This is a genomic window from Cronobacter sp. HA18006 (genome assembly GCF_011605445.1).
Lineage (GTDB): Bacteria > Pseudomonadota > Gammaproteobacteria > Enterobacterales > Enterobacteriaceae > Cronobacter > Cronobacter sakazakii.
Genome location: NZ_JAANQB010000011.1, coordinates 768618 through 788372, shown reverse-complemented (window position 1 = coordinate 788372; position 19755 = coordinate 768618). Strand labels below are relative to the sequence as shown.

The following is a 19755-nucleotide window of genomic DNA, read 5'->3' as shown; positions in this document are numbered from 1 at the left end:
CATGGATAACGATTTCAGTCGTTTCTTTTGTGAGATAGTTTCTCGTCCACTGATGGTAATCTTATCTATGATTTGCGTGCTCATGCTGCACGATGCGATCTATTTTTCTGTCTACAGAATATTTTACGGCACTTATAGTGTTCGGGAAACCGCCTCGCTTAATTTAGCCTTGTGGTATGGCATATTTCCAGCATTCATTATAATGGCGTTATTACCGCTTCGCTTAATGAAAGGGCATTTGTTGCTGATGCTTTTAATACCGGTAATGCTCTTTGGCTTCGGTGGCTCAACACATTTCATACTCTGTATATTGTTAAGCTTTTACTGGCTACTCGGTGGTGGGCTGATGCTTTTTATGAAATATGTGGTCTATCGACAGGTCGCCGTTTTACTCAAAATCCCTCCGCTATAAACGTGCGGGCCAGGCGTTTACCCGGCCCGCACTTCACTCAGCCCGGTTGCATCACCCCAACGGCTTTCACGCGCATGCCTTTTACCATCATCAGATACGCCATAGCTGCAAAAACCATCAGCGACGCGAACAGCGACCATGACGGCAGCGTGGTCAGTACAAAGCCGCTGTACATCGGGTTAAACGCCGCGCCCAGCCAGCCGAGCGACTGCACGGAGAAGTAACCGGCTTTCAGGCCCGGCGGGGCAATATTGTCGATCAGCATATATTCACCCGGCGCATAGATGATTTCGCCAAGCGTAAAGACCGCCGCTGCCGCGCCCCACATCCAGAGATTGGTGCCCGACATCAGAAAGCCGCCGAGGCCGAGAATAAAGCAGACGGTACCGAAGAGCATCAGGCGGCTTAAGTTCTCGGCGCGCAGTTTTCGGCCCACCAGATATTGCAGCGAAACCACAAGCACGGCGTTGACCGGCAACACCACCGCGACAATCTGCTGCGCCAGCGCGCTGTCGGAAAAGGTTAAGACGTATTGCGAAATACAGACGGCAAAGGACCCCGCCACCAGCGAGCCGAGAAACGCCGAGCCGGTGAACCACAGCAGACGCTGGTCGCGCCACAGCAGCGAGAGCGGCGGCGGGCCTGAGGGAGCGTCGGCCTGCTCATGCGCCGGTGCCACGCGCTGCACAAAAATAGTGATAACCACAAAGGTAATGCCAGAGGTCACTGCCGAGAGCCAGAACGGCATATTGAGACCATAGACCATCAGCAGCGTGCCCACGGGCGGGCCCACCGTCCAGCCGATATTCAGAAAGGTGTAGTTAAGCGAGAAAATACGCGCCTTGGCCGCCGCGCCCAGCGTATCGGCGAAATAACTCTTCAGCACGGTAGAAAACACCGAATACGCGCAGTTAATGATGGCGAAAAAGAGGATCACCAGCAGGGCGTTATGCATCAGCGGGATCGCCACAAAGCCCGCCACAAAGATGGCGATAGCGATGAGCATATAGCGCTTTTTGTCGAAGCGGTCGGCGAACACGCTAAACGCCAGGCTGAAAAAGACGCCTGCGGTCATCGCGCTCGTTAGCGCGACGCCAATTTCATCGACCGACATCGCGAAACGCTTCGCGAGATAAATCGCCATAAACGGCAGCGTGGCGCCGCGGCCAATGGTTAACATTAACGACGAGCCCAGCAGCGCGACGGTGGAACGCGTTTTCTTTGATAACATTTTCTTATCTTTTTTATCGGGTGAGCGGGAGCGAGCGCCTGTTCAGGCCTCTTTTAAAGCAATAACATGCCATCCGGGCGCTGTACACCCTGTGGGGTGTTCAGAAGTGCTTTACATTCCCCCCATAAATTAGTGATCTGTCTCTCACCTTAAGATTCCGGTATGGTGAAGTATTAACATAATTTTAATAAATAACAGGGGCAGGGGATGACGCGTAAAGACGGGCTGCTGGCGCTGCTGGTGGTGCTGGCCTGGGGGTTGAATTTCGTCGTAATTAAAGTCGGTTTACACGCCATGCCGCCGCTGCTGCTGGCGGGGCTGCGGTTTTTGCTGGTCGCCTTTCCCGCGCTGCTGTTTGTCGCCCGCCCGAAAGTGCCGTTTCGGCTGCTGCTCGGCTACGGACTGACGATAAGCTTCGGGCAGTTCGCGTTTCTCTTTAGCGCCATTAAGTTCGGGATGCCCGCGGGCCTCGCCTCGCTCGTGCTGCAGGCGCAGGCGTTTTTCACCATTGTGCTCGGCGTGTTTGCTTTTCGCGAACGTCTGCAGGCTAAACAGCTCACCGGCATTGCGCTCGCCGTCGGCGGGATGCTGGTACTGATTGAGGGCAGCCTTAACGGCCAGCATGTGGCGCTGACCGGTTTTATGCTGACGCTCGCCGCCGCGCTGAGCTGGGCGTGCGGCAATATCTTCAACAAAAAGATCATGCAGTTGCCGACGCCGCCTGCGGTGATGTCGCTGGTGGTGTGGAGCGCGCTGATCCCGGTGCTGCCGTTTTTTGCGGCGAGCCTGGTGTTCGACGGCGCGGATGCGGTGGTGCAGAGTCTCGTGAATATCGACAGCGTGACGGTGCTGTCGCTGGTTTATCTGGCCTTTATCGCGACTATTCTTGGTTATGGCATCTGGGGCACGCTGCTCGGGCGTTATGAGACCTGGCGCGTGGCGCCGCTTTCACTGCTGGTGCCGGTGGTGGGGCTTGCCAGTGCCGCACTGCTGCTGGATGAGCGACTCTCGGTATTGCAGATTATTGGCGCGCTACTGGTGATGGCGGGGCTTTATATCAACGTCTTTGGCTGGCGGGTACGGCGGGCGGTGCGCAGCGCATAAAAAACCGGGCCAAAGCCCGGTTTTTTTTAACGCGACTGGTTGTAGTACGGCACACCCAGTTCGTCTGATTTATCGCTGCCTGCGCTGCGATGGCTGAGATCCAGCGATTCATGATGCTCAATCGGCACCATCATTGTGCTGGTGTCCCCGGCGCACGCGTCAGTTTTGGGGCTGCCTGCCAGCGCATAGCCGGAGGTCAACGCCAGCAACAGCGCTGCGGCGCACGTGACGGATTTCATAATTTCCTCGGTTATCTCCCGAAAGGAGAAGTGTAACGGCGGGATGCCGCCGTCGGCGTTCTTTAACTACTCAGTGATTCAGCGGGTGGAGGTACTTGCCTTCGCCCGGCATCCGCGTCACGCGATATTTATGCGGCGGCACGGAGAAATAGTTCTTAAACGTGCGGGTCAGCGTCTGCTGGGATTCAAACCCATAGCGCTCGGCCAGATAAAGAATCGGTTCGTCGCTCTCTTTGAGTTTGAGGGCAATCTCGGTCAGTTTCCGGTTGCGGATATACTGGCCCAGCGAGTGACCGGTCTCTTTTTTGAACATGCGTTGCAGGTGCCATTTCGAGTAACCCGAACGCGCCGACACTTTCTCAAGGGAAAGGGGGGATTCCAGGTTATCTTCAATCCAGTCCAAAATGCTATGAATAGTAATGGCATCATTGTTGCGTCTGGACATCGTCTTACCTCTTTGCTGTTACGGCAGCACCCTTTTAAGCAGGTATTCGAGGGTCGCCACTTCGTCTGCCGTCAGGTTTTTTGTTAATTCTTGATGCAGGTTTTGTCCTACCAGCTGGTGGCACTGTTCACACAGCACCGCGCCTTCTTCCGTGAGCTCAACCAGGATGCCCCGTTTATCGTTAGGGTTAGGCAGACGCGCCACCCAGCCCTTGCATACCAGACGATCCAGCATGCGCGTCAGAGCACCTAAATCTACTGAGAGCACTTTTTTCAGCTCCCCTGGCGTGATGCGGCCAGGACAGCGAATGGAACAGAGCACCTTAAACTGCGCTGCCGTGATATCGAGCGGCGCAAGGTACTCATTGAGCAGGCGATCCTTTTTCTGATTCACCAGGTGAATCAGTCGTCCTAAAGGAATAATCTCGTTAAACAGATCGCTGTTATTTTCCAACATAGTTGCCCAGGCAAGTAGATTAGTCACGCGAGATATTATTGCCCAGGCAAACATAAGTCAACCGAATGATTTTCGCGATCACACGATCTGCCAAAACGTGTTAAAAATCCTTCAAAATCAAAGGAAAGGTAAGGGCTATCGCTGCGATAGCGCTCGCCTGTTAAGCGCGGAAAGGCGTAACGTTAAGCGGTGAAAACAGAGAAAAAAGATAAAAAAACGCCGCCTGAAGCGGCGGCGTTAAGATTAACCGTGGTGCGGTTGTTCCTCAGGAAGCTGAACCGGCCAGCGACGGAAAATCACAATCGCCCAGACAAACGCGACCAGCGCCGGAATAGCGCCCATATAACCGATGGACGACATCGAGAGTTGCAGGCTCACCTGGTTGCCCACCAGCGCGCCCGCGCCGATACCGATGTTAAAGATGCCGGAGAAGAGCGACATCGCCACATCGGTGGCGTCCGGGGCCAGCGCCAGCACTTTCACCTGCATCCCGAGGCCGATAAGCATAATCGCAATACCCCAGAACGCGCTGAGAATAGTCAGGTTCACAGCGCTGTGCGAGGCCGGCAGCAACAGCAGCAGGCAGATAACCAGTACGCCGATGGCGCTACTGATAAGCCCGGAGGCGTGCAGATTGCCGAGCTTGCCGAAAATCACGCTGCCGATGATGCCCGCGGTGCCGAGCACGAGCAGCAGGAACGTGGCGAAGTTTTCGCTCAGGCCCGCGACGTTCTGCACGAACGGTTCAATATAGCTGTAGGCCGTAAAGTGCGCGGTCACCACCACGGCGGTCAGCACATAGATGCACAGCAACGCCGGGCGACGGAACAGCGCCGGCAGGCTCGCGAGAGAGCCGGAGTGTTCGCTCGGGATTTTTGGCAGCAGTTTCACCAGGCAGGCGAGCGTAATCAGCGCGCCGATGCCGATGGCGAAAAACGTGGTGCGCCAGCCGAAATATTGCCCGACGATGCGCCCGATGGGCAGACCGAGTACCGACGCCAGCGCGGTGCCGGTCGCAATCAGGCTCAGCGCCTGGGCGCGTTTGCCCGGCGGGGCGAGGCGAATGGCCAGCGACGCGGTAATCGACCAGAAAATCGCATGGGCGAAGGCGATGCCGATACGGCTGATGACCAGCACCTCGAAGCTCCAGGCCATAAACGACAACATATGGCTCGCGACGAACACCACAAACAGCGCAATCAGCAGCTTGCGGCGCTCCACCTGGCTTGTCAGCAGCATAAACGGCAGCGACATCAGCGCCACCACCCAGGCGTAGATCGTCAGCATAATGCCCGCCTGCGCGGATTCCATATGGAAGCTCGCGGCGATATCAGAGAGCAGACCCACCGGCACAAACTCGGTGGTATTAAAAATAAATGCTGCGACCGCAAGCGTAACCACCCGCAGCCACGCGGTTTTGCGAGAGACTGTATTCATCGTCATAAAAAAGATTCGCGCTGGTCAGAAGTGAATAAGAAGCGAGCGATCTTAAAACTTTCGCCCGTCGGGACACAACCATTTTGTGACGCAAATCTCACTTTTATACCCGTTATGTAACAAACGAAGCGGCAGAAACGCAATTGCCGTCACGGATTGCAGACCGCGTGATAGGGTGGAAAAACAGCAACGACAAAAAACAGGGCGGGGGTAACAATGCAATCAGTTGATTTTTATATGGTGGATGCGTTCGCCGATAAAACCTTCAGCGGCAACGCGGCGGCGGTCTGTCCGTTAAGCGAATGGCTGCCGGATGAGACGCTGCTCGCGATGGCGCAGCAGCATAACCAGTCGGAGACCGCCTTTTTCGTGCGCACCGACGACGGCTTCGAACTGCGCTGGTTTACCACACGCTATGAAATCAACCTCTGCGGCCACGCCACGATTGCCGCCGCGCATGTGATTTTCGAGCATCTTGATTACCCGCACAGTGAAATCCGCTTCTCGACGCGCTTTGTCGGCGAGGTGACCGTCACGCGCCGCGGTGACTGGCTGACGCTGAACTTTCCGGCGTGGCAGGCGCAGCCGGTGGACGCGCCCGCGCTGCTGCTGAGCGCGCTGGGGATTGACGGCGCGGTGTCGGTGGCGGCGTATCGAGACTATCTGGTGGAGCTCCAGACTCAGGCGCAGGTAGAGGCGCTGACTCCGGATATTCACGCGTTGATACCGCTCGGCAAACAGGTCTGCGTCACCGCGCCCGGCACACCCGGCGGCCCGTATGATTTCGTCAGCCGCTTTTTCTGCCCCGGAGAGGGCGTGCCGGAAGATCCGGTGACCGGTTCCGCGCACAGTATGCTGATCCCGTTCTGGGGCGAGAAGCTTGGCAAGACCGCGATGATGGCGCGTCAGGTCTCGGCGCGGGGCGGGGATTTACGTTGTGAATGGCAGGGCGATCGCGTGCTGATTGGCGGCCAGGCGGTAACGTATCTTATCGGCCAGATATTGCTGCGCTGATGCTTCGGCGCCCGTAGCAGGCGCCGTTTTCATGCTCAGGGCAGACGGGCGATATTCTCTTTAATCACCGCGACCGAATGCTGAAACTTCGCCTGCTCCTCGCCTTCCAGCTGCAGTTCGATAATCTGCTGCACGCCGTTTTGCGCCAGTACCGCCGGAACGCCTATCGCCACGTTGTCGACGCCATATTCGCCGTCAAGAATGCACGATACCGCCAGCGCCCGGTGGCTGCCGGTGAAGATATTGCGGCAGATCTCCGCGATAGTGCCCGCGATGCCATATTCCGTACAGCCTTTGCGGGCGTAAATCTCAAAGCCCAGCTTGCGCACGCGCTCGGCAAGCGCCGCGGTATCCAGCGGCGTACCCGTTTTGCGCTCGTAAACCTGCGCGACCGGCGAGCCATACACGGAAGAGTGCGACCAGACCGGGAACTGGGTGTCGCCATGTTCACCCAGAATAAAGGCGTCGATGCTTTGCGGGCCGATATCCAGCGCTTCGGCAAGCGAACGGCGCAGGCGGGTGGTGTCGAGCCAGACGCCGGTACCAATCACCTGGTTGCGCGGCAGGCCGGAGAGCTTCCACACCTGCCAGGTGATGATATCGCACGGGTTGGTGGCGATGAGGAAAATGCCGTTAAAGCCGCCCGCCATCATCTGTGGGACTATCTGGCCGACGATGCGCGCGGTGTTGGTCAGCTCGTCAAGGCGCGTCTGGCCAGGCTTCAGCGCGCCGCCGGAAACGGTGATCACCGCGATATCGACATCGGCGCACTCCTGCGCCTGGCGGGTGGAGATTTTAATCATCCCCGGCATATACGCGGCGGCGTCGCGCAAGTCCTGGCAGTGCCCTTCGACGCGCGCGGCATCGAGATCCACCAGAATCAGCTCCTCGCCGATATTCTGGTTGAGTAAGGCCCAGGCGGCGGCGGTGCCCACGTTGCCCGCACCGATAATCATCACTTTTCGTGCTCTGTTATTCATGGCGTCATTCCTTGTTAACCCATTTCGCCGCACAGAGTACCTGCACAACCCGGTGCCAGGAAATCCCCATTGTGTATTAAAGCGCGCAACATAAGACAATCGTCTGACCGGCGGGTTGTCGGCGGCGCGCGCAACCGGTAAAGCTAATAAAAACAAACAAGGAGCCGCTATGTACCCGATAACCGCCGAAGCGCCAGGCAGCGCTGAAAGCCGGGCGCTGATTGCCGCCCTGGACGCGTACCAAAGCACGCTGTACCCGGCAGAAAGCAACCATCTGGTTGATCTCGCCAACGTGCTGGAAGATGAGATGATTTTTATGGTGATCCGCCATCAGGGCGAGGCGGTGGGCTGCGGCGCGGTGATGCTGAATGCTGACGGCTCTGGAGAAATTAAGCGGGTGTATATCGATGCGCGCCACCGCGGGCAGCGGCTCGGCGAAAAACTGATGGCGGCGCTGGAAGCCGCCGCGCGCTCACGCGGCTGCCACACGCTGCAACTGGAAACCGGCATTCACCAGCATGCGGCGGTGAAGCTCTACGAGCGCTGCGGCTATACGCACACCGCACCGTTTGCGCCTTACCAGCCCGATCCGCTGAGTGTGTTTATGCGAAAGCGGGTGTCAGACACGGCAGCAGTTCTGTAAAGGCGTCGAGCTGGCGGGTTTTCGCGCCGCGCCGCCAGATAAGCCAGGTATTGATATAGCGCCATTTATCGGCCAGCGGCCACGCCTGCACCTGATGGCTGCCTGGCATACTCTCCAGCATACTGCGCGGGATCATCGCCACACCGGCACCCGCCACCACGCACGCCAGCATGCCGTGGTAAGACTCCATTTCGTGGATTTTACCCGGCATCGCCTGATCTTCTTTAAACCAGCTCTCGAAATGTCGCCGGTAGGAGCAGTTCGCGCGAAAGGCGTAAATGCTCGCGCCGTTAATCTCCTGCGCGCGCGTAACCTCAGGGTGATTCGCGTGCGCCACCAGCATCATCTCTTCCTGATAGACCGGCATACCTTCCAGATTCGGGTGCAAAACCGGGCCGTCGACAAACGCCGCGCTCAGTTCGCCCGCCAGCACGCCGTCAATCATGGTACCGGACGGGCCGGTCGCCAGATCGAACTGAATTTTCGGGTAGCGCTGGTTAAAGGCGGCCAGCACAGCGGGTATGCGCACCGCCGCGGTGCTCTCAAGCGATCCGAGCGAGAAGATCCCCTGCGGCTCGTCACCGGAGACCACCTCGCGAGCCTCCTGCACCAGCGCCAGAATACGCTTGCTGTAATCAAGAAAACTGTGCCCGGCGGGCGCGAGCTTCAGGCGCTGGTTCTCGCGGATAAACAGATCCACGCCCAGATCTTCTTCAAGCTGGCGGATGCGGGTGGTCAGGTTAGACGGCACCCGGTGAACGCGCTGGGCGGCGGCCGTGATGCTGCCGGTTTCGGCCACGGCGTTAAACATCTCAAACTGGGTTAAATCCATCGCATTCTCTCCGGGTGAATGGAATCGTCAATATTATTCACTTTTCAGAAATACCAGAGCAGGCCAGGCTATGCCAGAAGTTTTGACGTGTTTTGTGTAAAAAAGCGTCACCGATAACAACCTATAAGAGAGAGGCCATTGATGAGCATTTCCCCTGCGACCCATGCGATTTCCGTAAATCCGGCCACCGGCGAAACCCTGGCGGCGTACCCGCTGGCAAGCGCTGAACAGGTCGAGCTGGCTATTACCCGCGTAAGCGAAGGCTTTCGCCGCTGGCGCGCCAGCCGTATTGATGAACGCGCGCAGACGCTGCGTAACATCGGCAATGCACTGCGCGCACGCAGCGAAGAGCTGGCGCAGATGATCACCGCCGAGATGGGCAAGCCGATCCTTCAGGCGCGCGGCGAAGTGGCGAAATCCGCCGCGCTCTGCGACTGGTACGCCGAACATGGCCCGGCGATGCTCGCGACGGAGCCGACGCTGGTGGAAAACCAGCAGGCGGTGATTGAATACCGTCCGCTCGGACCGATCCTGGCCGTCATGCCGTGGAACTTCCCGCTGTGGCAGGTGATGCGCGGCGCGGTACCGATCCTGCTGGCGGGCAACACTTATCTGCTTAAGCATGCGCCGAACGTGATGGGCTGCGCGCTGCTGATTAATGAGATTTTTGAAGACGCGGGCGTGCCGGCCGGCGTGTTCGAGGTGATTAACGCCACCAACGACGGGGTGAGCCAGGCGATTAACGATCCGCGTATCGCCGCCGTTACCGTCACCGGCAGCGTGCGTGCGGGTGCCGCAATCGGCGCGCAGGCGGGCGCGGCGCTGAAAAAATGCGTGCTGGAGCTGGGCGGTTCCGATCCGTTCATCGTGCTGGCGGACGCCGATCTCGACGAGGCCGTGAAAGCGGCGGTGGCGGGGCGCTACCAGAACACCGGGCAGGTGTGCGCTGCCTCCAAGCGTTTTATCGTCGAAGCCAGCATCGCCGATGCCTTTACCGAAAAATTCGTGGCCGCCACGCAGCAGCTGAAAATGGGCGCGCCGACCGACGAAACCACGTTCCTGGGCCCGATGGCGCGTTTTGATCTGCGTGACGAGCTGCATGCGCAGGTGACGGCGACGCTCAGCGAAGGCGCGACGCTGCTGCTGGGTGGCGAGAAGGTAGCCGGTGCGGCGAATTTCTACGCGCCGACGGTGCTTGGCAACGTGACGCGCGAGATGACCGCGTTTCGCCAGGAGCTGTTCGGGCCGGTGGCAGCCATTAGCGTGGCGCGCGACGCCGAACAGGCGCTGGAGCTGGCGAACGAGAGCGAATTTGGCCTGTGCGCGACCGTCTGGACCGCCGATGATGCCCGCGCGGAGGATTTCGCGGCGCGTCTGGAGTGCGGCGGCGTCTTTATTAACGGCTACTGCGCAAGTGACGCCCGCGTGGCGTTTGGCGGCGTGAAGAAGAGCGGTTTTGGCCGCGAGCTGTCGCACTTTGGCCTGCATGAGTTCTGTAATATCCAGACCGTGTGGAAAAACCGCCGCTAAGTGATGCGGTGAATAAACGCGTTATCCCGCCGGGCCGCGCAGTGGTTCAGCCTGACCGGCGGGTGCGCTTCGCTTACCCGCCCTACGGTGGCAGTGGTTCAGCCTGCTGGCGGGTGCGTTTCGCTTACCCGCCCAGGGAGTAAGGGGCCGCTCATGCGGCCCTTTGTCATATCCGTGACATGGTTCTGTCATTTTTGCTTTGTAGACTCGCGGAGGTTTTCGCTGTTTAACGAAGAAAAACATGAACCTAACTAAAATTACCCGCGCCATCCGGCGCGTCGTGCCGCGCACTCGCTTCGGGCTGATGGCCGGCATTCTGTGTGTTATTACGCTCTTCTCCGCACTGCAAATTCTCTCCACACTGATGCTCTCATCGCTGCTTGGCGACACGAAGCAGCAGGTCCAGCACCGCGAGGCGCAGCGCCAGCAGCAGGTGGCGATGGATGACGCCCGCGTCACGCTCCTGATGGCAAGTGACTTACTGAACCGTGCAGGCATCTACTTTATGCAGGATAAAGAAACCGGCTCGGTGGGGAGCTGGAACAGCCTGATGGATGAGGCGCAGGCCGCGCTGAAACGCTCCCATGCGGCGTTTGAGCGCTACGGCAAACTTAACCCGGCGAAAGACGATCCCTTAAAGGCGAGCTATGAAAATTTTTATGGCGCGCTGAAAGAGCAGGCGGACGGCCTTGTCAGCACCAACAGCATTGACGCGTTTTTCGCGGTGCCGGTGCAGGCGTTCCAGGCCGATTTCAACGACAACTTCGCCCGCTATCAAAGCGCCAACGCGCAGCGTGCGGACCGCGACAGCCGCGAGCTGCTGGGCGGTCTTGAGCAGGCGCAGCGGCTGTTTATTATGGCGCTCGGCGTGCTGCTCGCCATCGCGCTGCTGGTGTGGCGCAGTATGGCGGTGTGGGTGATCCGCCCGCTAAGAAGACTTATCACCCATATCAACCGGCTGGCGGCAGGCGATCTTGGCACGCCGCTGCCGTCAGATAAGCTGGTTAATCGCGAGATGGCGGAGCTGAGCCAGAGCATCGGCCAGATGCAGGGCGGGCTGCAACAGCTGGTTAACGAGGTCCGCGAGGCGACGTCCGCGATGGTCGCCAATATCGGCGAGCTGGCGGCGGGCAACGAGCAGCTTTTCAGTCAGTCGGCACTGCAGGCGGAAGAGTTGCGAAAAGTCACCGAGCATATCGAAACGCTGGAAGCGCACGTGGAAGAGAACAGCGAGTACGCCCGCGTGGCGAACGCCCGCGCCGATGAAGCGCGGGGGGTGGCCGCAGGCGGCGATGAAATGATGGTGACGGTAAACCACTCGATGCAGGATATCGTCTCGCGTTCCTCGGAGATGCGCGGGATCGTGGCGATGATCGAAAGCGTCGCGTTCCAGACCAATATTCTCGCGCTTAATGCCGCCATTGAAGCGGCTCACGCCGGGAATCACGGCCGCGGTTTCGCCGTGGTGGCAAAAGAGGTCGGGCTGCTGGCGCGTAAGAGCAGCCATTCGACGCAGACCATTCAGGAACTTATCCATCACTCGTTGCAGGGAATCGAGAAAGGCTCGCAGGCGGTATCGAAGCTTGAAGAGAATCTGGGGCGGGTGATGGCGCTGGTGAGCCATCTGACGGGGTTGCTTGGCGAAATCGCCGTGGCGACCGTCAATCAGGGCGACAGCATTCATCAGGTAACGCAGCGCATCGGCGCGCTCAACCAGGTGGCGGGCGAGACCGGGACGCTGGTGCAGCACACCACCCAGGCATCGCTGCGCCTGCGTGATGAATCGCGCAGGCTCACGGAGGCCGTCTCGCGCTTTCGTCTTTCCGCCTGAGATTGCTATACTCCCGGCCCGAACGATCGTCCTTCGCGCCGGGAGTCTCTGGTGACCCACACGCTTAATAACGAATTACTGGCTTCAATTCTCGAACAGGTCCGCCCGCTTGCCGCACAGGGTAAGGTGGCGGACTATATTCCCGCGCTGGCGGATGTCCCCGCCGACCGGCTTGGCATCGCCGTCTGCACCGTCGGCGGCGAGTGTTTTGCCGCAGGCGACGCCGATGAGCGCTTCTCCATTCAGTCTATCTCCAAAGTGCTGAGCCTGGTGCTGGCGATGGGCCGTTATGATGACGACGAGATCTGGGAGCGCGTCGGGAAAGATCCCTCCGGGCAACCCTTTAACTCGCTGGTGCAGCTGGAGCTGGAGCAGGGCAAACCGCGTAACCCGTTCATTAATGCGGGCGCGCTGGTGGTCTGCGATATGCTGCAAAGCCGCTTAAGCGCCCCGAAACAGCGGATGCTGGAAGTGGTGCGTAACCTCTGCGGCGCGCCGGATATCATTTATGACACCGCCGTGGCGCGCTCTGAGTTTGAACACTCGGCCCGCAACGCCGCCATCGCGTATCTGATGAAGTCCTTCGGCAATTTCCATAACGACGTCATCACCGTCTTGCAGAACTATTTTCACTACTGCGCGCTGAAGATGAGCTGCGCGGAGCTGGCGCGCGCCTTTCTGTTTCTGGCGAATCAGGGAAGGGCACCGCATCTGGACACGCCGGTAATCAGCCCGGTGCAGGCGCGACAGGTTAACGCGCTGATGGCGACCAGCGGCATGTATGAAAGCTCCGGCGAATTCGCCTGGCGCGTGGGAATGCCGGGGAAATCGGGTGTCGGCGGCGGGATTATTGCCGTGGTGCCGCATGAGATGTCTATCGCGGTCTGGAGCCCGGCGCTCGATCACGCCGGAAACTCGCTCGCCGGCATCGCGGCGCTGGAAATTCTTGCCCGCGAGATTGGCCGTTCGATTTTTTAAGGAGGCGTTATGGATGCGCTTTTCGCGCGCCTGAACCGTTCCGCCTTTCGCCGCCGTTTCCACCTCGGCGCGAAAGAGCGGCAGTATTGCATCGATAAAGGCCCGGAGGTGATTGACCAGCACGCCGCGGATTTTATCGCCAGACGGCTGGCACCCGCTGAGCCCGCGAATGATGGTAAGCAGACGCCGATGCGCGGGCACCCGGTATTTATCGCCCAGCACGCCACCGCCACCTGTTGTCGCGGGTGTCTGGCGAAGTGGCATCACATCCCGGCGGGTGTGGCGCTCAGCGCCGCACAACAGGCCTATATCGTTGCCGTGATCCACAGCTGGCTGGTACAGGAGATGAACCGCTGAGCGGCGGCGCGATTTTGCGCTGACACGCGTAAACACCCGCCGATTTGTGTTTAAAACGTGTTAAGCTTATTGCCATTCCGTTATCCCGGCGCCGTCTTTCTGTCGCCCGCAGCCGTAAGCGATACACTATGTTTAACCAGGCGAAGCTGACTGGTTTTCGTGAAGAAAAAATGTTGCTCAACGCATCCCTTCTTTTTCTTCTGACCACCCTGTTTTATTTTCTGGGCGCGATGATGCGTCTGGTTGAGCCCTTGTCGCTGTTCTGGCCGCTGAATGCGGTGATGGCGGCGGTGTTTGCGCGCTATCCATTCCTGAACCGCCCTGGTTACTACGCTATCTGCTATGTGGCGATGCTCGCTTATGACGCGATGACCACCACGTGGGGCGCGGCCTCGCTGCTGATTAACTTCTCTAATATGGTGTTTATCGTGACCGTGGCGCTGCTGCTGGTGCGCGATAAACGTCGCGGGCCTGCGCTCGCCCGCCCGGTAAATGCGCTACGGCTCTTTAACTACTGCCTGGCGGCGGCGCTGCTGTGCGCCTTTTTCGGCGCGACGGGCAGCCTCGGCATTAACGCGCAGGGCTTTCTGCCGCTGTTGTGCGACTGGTTCAGCGAGCAGTTCTCGACAGGCGTGCTGCTGATGCCGTGGATTTTGACGCTTACGCGCCCGTCGTGGCCGTCGCGCGTGAAACCCGAAGCGCTGTGGCCGTTTCTGGCGCTGGTGGCGTCGCTTGCGGCCTCGGTGGTCATCGGCGGCGCGGGCTGCCTGGCGTTTCCCGTCGCGGCGCTTATCTGGTGCGCGGTGCGCTATCCGCTGAACGTGACCTGTTTCTTAACGCTCTGCACCGGTGTGCTGCAAATTATTCTGGTCAGCGCCGGGATCATTGAAATCAGCTCCGCGAAGCTCTCGGTCGGCAGCCAGATGTTCTCGACGCGTCTTGGTGTCGCGACCATCGCTATCTGCCCGGCGATTGTGGCGGTGAGCGTCAGTGCGATTAACTCGCTGCTGGCGCAGATCTCCCGGCGCGCCAATTATGATCATCTCACCGGCGTGTATTCACGCTCCGGGCTTTTTGAGGCGCTGGCGCGCGACGACGCCAATCCGGCGCTCGCCGGTCGGCCGCTGTGCGTGATGCTGATGGATCTCGATCATTTCAAAAGTATTAACGATAACTACGGGCATGAGTGCGGTGACGCGGTGCTGGCGGTGTTTGGCCAAAAACTGCGGGAGATAACGGGCGAGGCCGGGCGCGTGGCGCGAATGGGCGGCGAGGAGTTCGTGGTGGTCTGCCCGACTATAACGCTCGACCGCGCGTGTCATCTGGCCGAAACGATTCGCCAGCAGGTGGCGGGTCAACCGGTGGTGTGCGAAGGGAAAAGCGTCTCTTTTAGCGTCAGTATCGGGCTTGGCTATGACGCCGCACCGCGTGAGCGGGTGAGCGACGCGTTCACCCGGCTGATGCGTGAGGCGGACACGCTGCTGTATCAGTCCAAACGACAGGGGCGCAACCGCACGTCGGTAGATGATGAACATCAGCCCACGCTCCGCCTGGCGCAGCATCTCACATAACGTGACGCAAACTCTCAGTGACAACGTCACGTGAATAAGATATTGAACTGCCGTTTCTTTTCGGAAATGAAGTAATTGTTTCTGTCAGCGCTTTAAAGTACTTGCCGCCAGGATCCGGGGTTACTAAGATGGCGGGGTTTCGTCACCGGATACTGGTATGAAGAGCGCATCTGAGCAGCTAAACCGTCATCAGCATTCCTCCGCGCTCAGGTTCGTCAGGCGCATGTTTTTTATGCGCCAGCTGGGTACCACCCTCTGCTTTATTCCGCTGTTCGCCTTATTACTGGAACTCCACCGCCCGTTATGGACGCAGGCGCTGCTGGCCGCGAATGCGTTTCTCTGGCCGGTTGCCGCGCGTTATCGCGCGCGCCGCAGCCCTCATCCTGCGCGTACCGAACTGCAAAACCTGCTGGCTGACGCGGCGGCGGGCGGCTTCTGGATAGCGCAGACGGCGCTTTCACCCCTGACCTCGGTGACGATCGCCACCATTTTGCTTGCTGACCGGCTCGCCGCAGGCGGTTTCCCGCTGATGCGGCAGGCGGCGGGCGTCATGGCGCTCATGTTCGGGGCAACATGGATGGCGCTGGGTCTGCCGGTCACGCTGTCGGTCTCATCCCGCACGCTTTACGCCACGCTGCCGCTCATCTCCGTCTATGTGCTGGCGCTCAGTATGGTGAGCCACGCGCTATCAGCGCGGCTGCGAGAGAAAACCCGCGAGCTGGAACGCTTCGCTAACACCGATCCGCTGCTCAATATCGCCAACCGGCGCAGGCTTGAGCATGATATCGACGCGGCGCTGCAGCGCTTTCACCAAAGCGAACAGCCTGCGGCGCTGATGTTTATCGATATTGATGATTTTAAAGCTGCGAACGATCGCTACGGGCACGAGGCAGGGGATCAGTTGCTGGTCACCTTTTCTGACATCCTGCGCGCGGCGACGCGCGGCGGCGATACCGTGGCGCGCTTTGGCGGCGACGAGTTTGTGGTGTTGCTGCCCGATACGTCATTCGGACGCGCCTGTGCGGTGGCCGATCGCATCATGGCGCAGACCGCGCAGATGGACGTTTTCCCGAAGCCTGCGCTGCGCTGCACGCTCAGTATCGGCATCGCGCGCGCCACGGCGGAGATGCGCGAAGCGTCGCAGTGGTTAAAAGCCGCAGACGAGGCGCTTTACAGCGCCAAGCGCGAAGGTAAAAATCGTATTTACGCGCTTTGACGGCGGCGGTCTCTTTGCCTGATGCCGGATACGCTATGCTTCAATTAAACAGTGCTTACAGGTTGCGCAATGAAAACACCCGATATCCCGGTTAATGAGCAGGCGCGTCTTCAGTCCCTGCATGATTCTGGCCTGCTTGATGCGGCGCCGACAGAGCGTTTTGACCGTCTTACCCGGCTTGCGAAGCGCCTTTTTAACGCGCCGGTGGCGTTGATTAGTCTCGTCGATCAGGAGCAGCTCTGGTTCGTCTCCTGTGATGGCGCTGAGCCGAAACCCATCCCGCGCCGCGTCTCGTTCTGCGGGCATACGATTTTGAGCAATGCGCCGCTTATCATCACGGATGCACTCAGCGACGAACGGTTTTGTGATAATCCGCTGGTGAATGGCCCGCCGCATATCCGCTTCTATGCCGGTTGTCCGGTCAGGCTGCCCGACGGCGCGACCGCCGGTTCGCTGTGTATTATCGATACCGAACCCCGCGCGTTCAGCGAGGCAGACGCGCATCTGCTACGCGATCTGGCGGCGATCGTTGAAGATGAGTTTATGGTACTGAGCGTGGCGACGAGCGACGAACTGACGGGCCTTTTGAACCGTCGCGGTTTTACGTCACTTGCCGGTTACGCGTTCTCAACCCATAAGCGTCGCAGCGAGCCGATGTCGCTCGGGTTTATCGATCTCGACGATTTTAAAGAGATTAACGATACCTGGGGCCACGCAGCGGGGGATGAGGCGTTAAACGCGATGGCGATGCTGATGAAAAATGCCTTTCGCGACAGCGATCTGCTGGGACGGCTCGGCGGCGATGAGTTCGTCGTGCTGTTTAACGATACCGACGAAAAGGGCGCATGGATTGCGCTGCAGTATCTGGTCGAGCAGACCGACGCGTTCAACCGCGACAGCGGTAAACCGTGGCGGCTTGGCTTCTCGTGGGGCGTGGTAAAATTTGATGACGATAAACATCAGGATCTCGCCGGGCTACTGAACGCCGCTGATAATGAGATGTATCAGATGAAAACCACCCACAAGCGCGCCGCAGGATAAGATTTTCCTCTGACCAACTGCGGCGTTTCTCCGCCATGATAAGGATTATCGGTTAACCCTTTGATAAATCCTCATGGCGGAGTGTCAATGTCTACATCCTATAGTGTTCGTCGTCTCAGCGCGGCGGAAATTCCGACCCACCTTGATTCCCTTTGTGATGTACTAACCGACTGCGTGGAAGGCGGCGCGTCGGTGAGTTTTATGCTGCCGTTCAGCGTGGAGAAAGCGCGCGCCTTCTGGCTGGATGTCGCAAAAAGCGCGGCCCGTGACGAGCGCGTTGTGCTCGCCGCATTTGATGCGCAGGGGAAGGCCGTCGGCACCGTACAGCTTATTCTCAGCCAGCCGGAAAACCAGCCGCACCGCGCGGACGTCTCAAAACTGCTGGTACACCGACGCGCGCGTCGGGCCGGTATTGCACAGGCGCTGATGGAAACCCTGGAAAGCGAGGCGCGCCGGGCCGGGAAAACGGTGCTGGTGCTGGATACTTCTACGGGCAGCGATGCCGAACGTTTTTATTCGCGTCATCAATGGGAGCGGGTCGGCGTGATCCCGCATTACGCTCTGATGCCGGATGGCAGTCCCTGTGGCACCACGCTTTTTTTTAAGCAGCTATAAAATTTTTTAATAAAACGGCTCAGTTTGATCGAAACGGGGTTTCATAAACGGTGGTTCTGATAGCGTGGAGCGCAATATCCGTCAGCAGTCTGCTGTTAATCCATCAAGGAACCCATTGTGAAAACATTGAATCGTCGTGATTTTCCCGGCGCGCTCTGGCCGGAGCGCATCATCCAGTTTGGTGAAGGGAACTTCCTGCGTGCTTTTATCGACTGGCAGGTTGATCTTCTTAATGAACATACCGATCTCAACGCTGGGGTGGTCGTAGTGCGTCCTATCGCCAGCGATTTCCCGCCGTCGCTCAGCACACAGGACGGGCTTTATACGACGATTATTCGCGGGCTGAATGAGAAGGGCGAGGCGGTCAGCGAGTCACGACTCATTCGCTCGGTGAATCGTGAGATCAGCGTTTATGCGCAGTATGACGAGTTCCTGAAGCTTGCGCATAATCCGGATATTCGCTTTGTGTTCTCGAATACAACCGAAGCGGGGATTAGCTATCACGCCGGGGATCAATTCGACGACGCGCCTGCGGTGAGCTATCCGGCGAAACTCACGCGCCTGTTATTCGAACGATTCAGCCATTTTGACGGCGCGCAGGATAAAGGCTGGGTGATAATTCCCTGCGAGCTGATTGATTATAACGGCGAGGCGCTGCGTGAACTGGTGCTGCGCTACGCCCGCGAATGGGCGCTGCCGGCCGCCTTTACCACCTGGCTTGAGAATGCGAATACGTTTTGCTCGACGCTGGTTGACCGTATCGTCACGGGCTATCCGCGCGATGAAGTCGCGCAGCTGGAGGAAAGCCTCGGCTATCACGACGCGTTTCTGGATACCGCCGAACACTTTTATCTTTTTGTGATTCAGGGGCCGCAATGGCTCGCACAGGAGTTACGCCTCGATAAACTGTCGCTCAATGTGCTTATCGTCGATGACATTAAGCCTTATAAGGCGCGTAAGGTGGCGATTCTGAACGGCGCGCATACGGCACTGGTGCCGGTGGCTTTCCAGGCCGGGCTGAATACGGTCGGCGAGGCGATGAACGACGCGCAGATTTGTGCGTTCGTTGAGAGGGCTATCCATGACGAGATAATCCCGGTGCTGGATCTGCCCCGCGACGAGCTGGAATCTTTCGCCGATGCGGTGGTGAGCCGTTTTCGCAACCCGTACATCAAGCATCAGCTGCTTTCCATCGCCCTTAACGGCATGACCAAATTCCGCACCCGTATTCTGCCACAGCTGCTGGCGGGGCAGGCGCAAACGGGCACGCTGCCGCCGCGCCTGACCTTTGCGCTGGCGGCACTCATTGCGTTTTATCGCGGCGAGCGAAACGGAGAAGGTTATCCGCTTCAGGATGACGCCCACTGGCTCGCGCGCTATCAGCAGCTCTGGACGCAACGCGGCGATAACACCATTACGCTTCGCGAGCTGGTGGACGCGGTACTGTCCGATTGCGAGCACTGGGAGCAGGATCTGACAGCGGTACCGGGGCTCGCGGCGCAGGTAACGCGCAATCTTGACGCCATTCTCAATCAGGGCATGCGTGACGCGGTCGCGCCGCTGTGCTGACAGGCGCATACGATTCAAAACGAACCCGGCGGCTGCCGGGTTTTTTCATAAAGTTATGATTTTAGTTACAACATACTATTTATTCAAAAAACCTTACGCTTAAGCCACAACGCTGTTTGCTTTCTGGCAGTGAACATAAGGCAAACCGTCACATTTCTCGCGCAGACTCTCAATTCCTGGTGTTAATCGGGTGGGCTGGCGCAAACGCTCTACACTCTATAACGCATGGTTTTCTTTCGATATTGACCTCTGAA

20 protein-coding genes are annotated in these 19755 nt (G+C 58.7%); 13 read left to right on the top strand and 7 right to left on the bottom strand.

Annotation, left to right across the window (positions count from 1 at the left end; genetic code table 11):
• Position 1 precedes the first annotated feature (1 nt).
• Entirely contained in the window at positions 2 to 412 is a 411-nt protein-coding gene (locus tag G9X48_RS05440) for a hypothetical protein (RefSeq protein ID WP_097642003.1), read from the top strand.
• 37 nt (positions 413 to 449) lie between these two features.
• Here the strand turns inward: G9X48_RS05440 and ydeE are convergent, their stop codons facing one another.
• On the bottom strand, positions 450 to 1643 hold the full coding sequence (gene ydeE / locus G9X48_RS05435; protein WP_097642004.1) for an efflux MFS transporter YdeE: 1194 nt from the start codon (positions 1641 to 1643) through the stop codon (positions 450 to 452).
• Between the two features lie 207 nt (positions 1644 to 1850).
• Between ydeE and eamA the strand changes: the two genes are divergently transcribed.
• Complete coding sequence (gene eamA, locus G9X48_RS05430; RefSeq protein WP_007900143.1) at positions 1851 to 2747, top strand: O-acetylserine/cysteine exporter; 897 nt, start codon at positions 1851 to 1853, stop codon at positions 2745 to 2747.
• Positions 2748 to 2773: 26 nt separating this feature from the next.
• Here the strand turns inward: eamA and marB are convergent, their stop codons facing one another.
• The 4 genes from marB to G9X48_RS05410 all read right to left on the bottom strand — a co-directional run bounded on the left by marB (position 2774) and on the right by G9X48_RS05410 (position 5330).
• Positions 2774 to 2986, bottom strand: coding sequence for a multiple antibiotic resistance protein MarB (marB, locus tag G9X48_RS05425; RefSeq protein ID WP_004384917.1), 213 nt, complete (start codon positions 2984 to 2986; stop codon positions 2774 to 2776).
• A gap of 70 nt (positions 2987 to 3056) precedes the next feature.
• Positions 3057 to 3431, bottom strand: coding sequence for an MDR efflux pump AcrAB transcriptional activator MarA (gene marA / locus G9X48_RS05420; protein WP_004384918.1), 375 nt, complete (start codon positions 3429 to 3431; stop codon positions 3057 to 3059).
• 18 nt (positions 3432 to 3449) lie between these two features.
• Positions 3450 to 3884: a multiple antibiotic resistance transcriptional regulator MarR gene (gene marR / locus G9X48_RS05415; RefSeq protein ID WP_004384919.1), complete on the bottom strand. Its 435-nt coding sequence runs from the start codon at positions 3882 to 3884 to the stop codon at positions 3450 to 3452.
• A gap of 246 nt (positions 3885 to 4130) precedes the next feature.
• Positions 4131 to 5330, bottom strand: coding sequence for a sugar transporter (locus tag G9X48_RS05410; RefSeq protein WP_063265595.1), 1200 nt, complete (start codon positions 5328 to 5330; stop codon positions 4131 to 4133).
• Positions 5331 to 5540: 210 nt separating this feature from the next.
• Between G9X48_RS05410 and G9X48_RS05405 the strand changes: the two genes are divergently transcribed.
• On the top strand, positions 5541 to 6338 hold the full coding sequence (locus tag G9X48_RS05405; protein WP_085046600.1) for a PhzF family phenazine biosynthesis protein: 798 nt from the start codon (positions 5541 to 5543) through the stop codon (positions 6336 to 6338).
• A gap of 35 nt (positions 6339 to 6373) precedes the next feature.
• On the opposite strand, the gene G9X48_RS05400 is transcribed toward G9X48_RS05405, so the two are convergent.
• Positions 6374 to 7318 (bottom strand): L-lactate dehydrogenase, encoded by a 945-nt coding sequence (locus G9X48_RS05400; RefSeq protein ID WP_085046601.1) that lies wholly within the window; start codon positions 7316 to 7318, stop codon positions 6374 to 6376.
• Between the two features lie 169 nt (positions 7319 to 7487).
• Here G9X48_RS05400 and G9X48_RS05395 point away from each other — a divergent pair, with 169 nt between their 5' ends.
• A complete protein-coding gene (locus G9X48_RS05395; protein WP_097642005.1) occupies positions 7488 to 7961 on the top strand; it encodes a GNAT family N-acetyltransferase in 474 nt (157 codons plus the stop codon).
• On the opposite strand, the gene G9X48_RS05390 is transcribed toward G9X48_RS05395, so the two are convergent.
• Positions 7921 to 8793: a LysR family transcriptional regulator gene (locus G9X48_RS05390; RefSeq protein WP_097642006.1), complete on the bottom strand. Its 873-nt coding sequence runs from the start codon at positions 8791 to 8793 to the stop codon at positions 7921 to 7923. The two genes, G9X48_RS05395 and G9X48_RS05390, sit on opposite strands and share 41 nt — an antisense overlap.
• 141 nt (positions 8794 to 8934) lie before the next feature.
• Here G9X48_RS05390 and sad point away from each other — a divergent pair, with 141 nt between their 5' ends.
• The 9 genes from sad to G9X48_RS05345 all read left to right on the top strand — a co-directional run bounded on the left by sad (position 8935) and on the right by G9X48_RS05345 (position 19501).
• The gene (sad, locus tag G9X48_RS05385) at positions 8935 to 10323 is read left to right on the top strand and encodes a succinate-semialdehyde dehydrogenase (RefSeq protein ID WP_012124761.1); all 1389 of its coding nucleotides are present in this window, start codon (positions 8935 to 8937) and stop codon (positions 10321 to 10323) included.
• A 241-nt stretch (positions 10324 to 10564) separates the two neighbouring features.
• Positions 10565 to 12154, top strand: a complete 1590-nt coding sequence (locus G9X48_RS05380; RefSeq protein ID WP_097641818.1) for a Tar ligand binding domain-containing protein — start codon at positions 10565 to 10567, stop codon at positions 12152 to 12154.
• Positions 12155 to 12205: 51 nt separating this feature from the next.
• Positions 12206 to 13132 (top strand): glutaminase B, encoded by a 927-nt coding sequence (gene glsB, locus G9X48_RS05375; RefSeq protein ID WP_007867877.1) that lies wholly within the window; start codon positions 12206 to 12208, stop codon positions 13130 to 13132.
• Positions 13133 to 13141: 9 nt separating this feature from the next.
• On the top strand, positions 13142 to 13489 hold the full coding sequence (locus G9X48_RS05370; protein ID WP_097641817.1) for a DUF4186 domain-containing protein: 348 nt from the start codon (positions 13142 to 13144) through the stop codon (positions 13487 to 13489).
• A gap of 128 nt (positions 13490 to 13617) precedes the next feature.
• Positions 13618 to 15060, top strand: coding sequence for a GGDEF domain-containing protein (locus G9X48_RS05365; RefSeq protein ID WP_097641816.1), 1443 nt, complete (start codon positions 13618 to 13620; stop codon positions 15058 to 15060).
• A 223-nt stretch (positions 15061 to 15283) separates the two neighbouring features.
• Positions 15284 to 16276 carry a sensor domain-containing diguanylate cyclase gene (locus G9X48_RS05360; RefSeq protein WP_032989520.1) on the top strand — a complete coding sequence of 331 codons (993 nt, stop codon included), beginning with the start codon at positions 15284 to 15286 and terminating at the stop codon, positions 16274 to 16276.
• Between the two features lie 69 nt (positions 16277 to 16345).
• A complete protein-coding gene (locus G9X48_RS05355; RefSeq protein ID WP_097641815.1) occupies positions 16346 to 17317 on the top strand; it encodes a sensor domain-containing diguanylate cyclase in 972 nt (323 codons plus the stop codon).
• A gap of 87 nt (positions 17318 to 17404) precedes the next feature.
• Positions 17405 to 17932, top strand: coding sequence for a GNAT family N-acetyltransferase (locus G9X48_RS05350; RefSeq protein ID WP_038880423.1), 528 nt, complete (start codon positions 17405 to 17407; stop codon positions 17930 to 17932).
• Positions 17933 to 18049: 117 nt separating this feature from the next.
• Positions 18050 to 19501 carry a tagaturonate reductase gene (locus G9X48_RS05345; protein WP_097647633.1) on the top strand — a complete coding sequence of 484 codons (1452 nt, stop codon included), beginning with the start codon at positions 18050 to 18052 and terminating at the stop codon, positions 19499 to 19501.
• The last annotated feature ends 254 nt before the right edge of the window (positions 19502 to 19755 follow it).

Coding starts and splice junctions, on each gene's coding strand:
- G9X48_RS05440 (WP_097642003.1), top strand. CDS start 2: ATGGATAACGATTTCAGTCGTTTCTTTTGTGAGATAGTTTCTCGTCCA.
- ydeE (WP_097642004.1), bottom strand. CDS start 1,643: ATGTTATCAAAGAAAACGCGTTCCACCGTCGCGCTGCTGGGCTCGTCG.
- eamA (WP_007900143.1), top strand. CDS start 1,851: ATGACGCGTAAAGACGGGCTGCTGGCGCTGCTGGTGGTGCTGGCCTGG.
- marB (WP_004384917.1), bottom strand. CDS start 2,986: ATGAAATCCGTCACGTGCGCCGCAGCGCTGTTGCTGGCGTTGACCTCC.
- marA (WP_004384918.1), bottom strand. CDS start 3,431: ATGTCCAGACGCAACAATGATGCCATTACTATTCATAGCATTTTGGAC.
- G9X48_RS05410 (WP_063265595.1), bottom strand. CDS start 5,330: ATGACGATGAATACAGTCTCTCGCAAAACCGCGTGGCTGCGGGTGGTT.
- G9X48_RS05405 (WP_085046600.1), top strand. CDS start 5,541: ATGCAATCAGTTGATTTTTATATGGTGGATGCGTTCGCCGATAAAACC.
- G9X48_RS05400 (WP_085046601.1), bottom strand. CDS start 7,318: ATGAATAACAGAGCACGAAAAGTGATGATTATCGGTGCGGGCAACGTG.
- G9X48_RS05395 (WP_097642005.1), top strand. CDS start 7,488: ATGTACCCGATAACCGCCGAAGCGCCAGGCAGCGCTGAAAGCCGGGCG.
- G9X48_RS05390 (WP_097642006.1), bottom strand. CDS start 8,793: ATGGATTTAACCCAGTTTGAGATGTTTAACGCCGTGGCCGAAACCGGC.
- sad (WP_012124761.1), top strand. CDS start 8,935: ATGAGCATTTCCCCTGCGACCCATGCGATTTCCGTAAATCCGGCCACC.
- G9X48_RS05380 (WP_097641818.1), top strand. CDS start 10,565: ATGAACCTAACTAAAATTACCCGCGCCATCCGGCGCGTCGTGCCGCGC.
- G9X48_RS05370 (WP_097641817.1), top strand. CDS start 13,142: ATGGATGCGCTTTTCGCGCGCCTGAACCGTTCCGCCTTTCGCCGCCGT.
- G9X48_RS05365 (WP_097641816.1), top strand. CDS start 13,618: ATGTTTAACCAGGCGAAGCTGACTGGTTTTCGTGAAGAAAAAATGTTG.
- G9X48_RS05360 (WP_032989520.1), top strand. CDS start 15,284: ATGTTTTTTATGCGCCAGCTGGGTACCACCCTCTGCTTTATTCCGCTG.
- G9X48_RS05355 (WP_097641815.1), top strand. CDS start 16,346: ATGAAAACACCCGATATCCCGGTTAATGAGCAGGCGCGTCTTCAGTCC.
- G9X48_RS05350 (WP_038880423.1), top strand. CDS start 17,405: ATGTCTACATCCTATAGTGTTCGTCGTCTCAGCGCGGCGGAAATTCCG.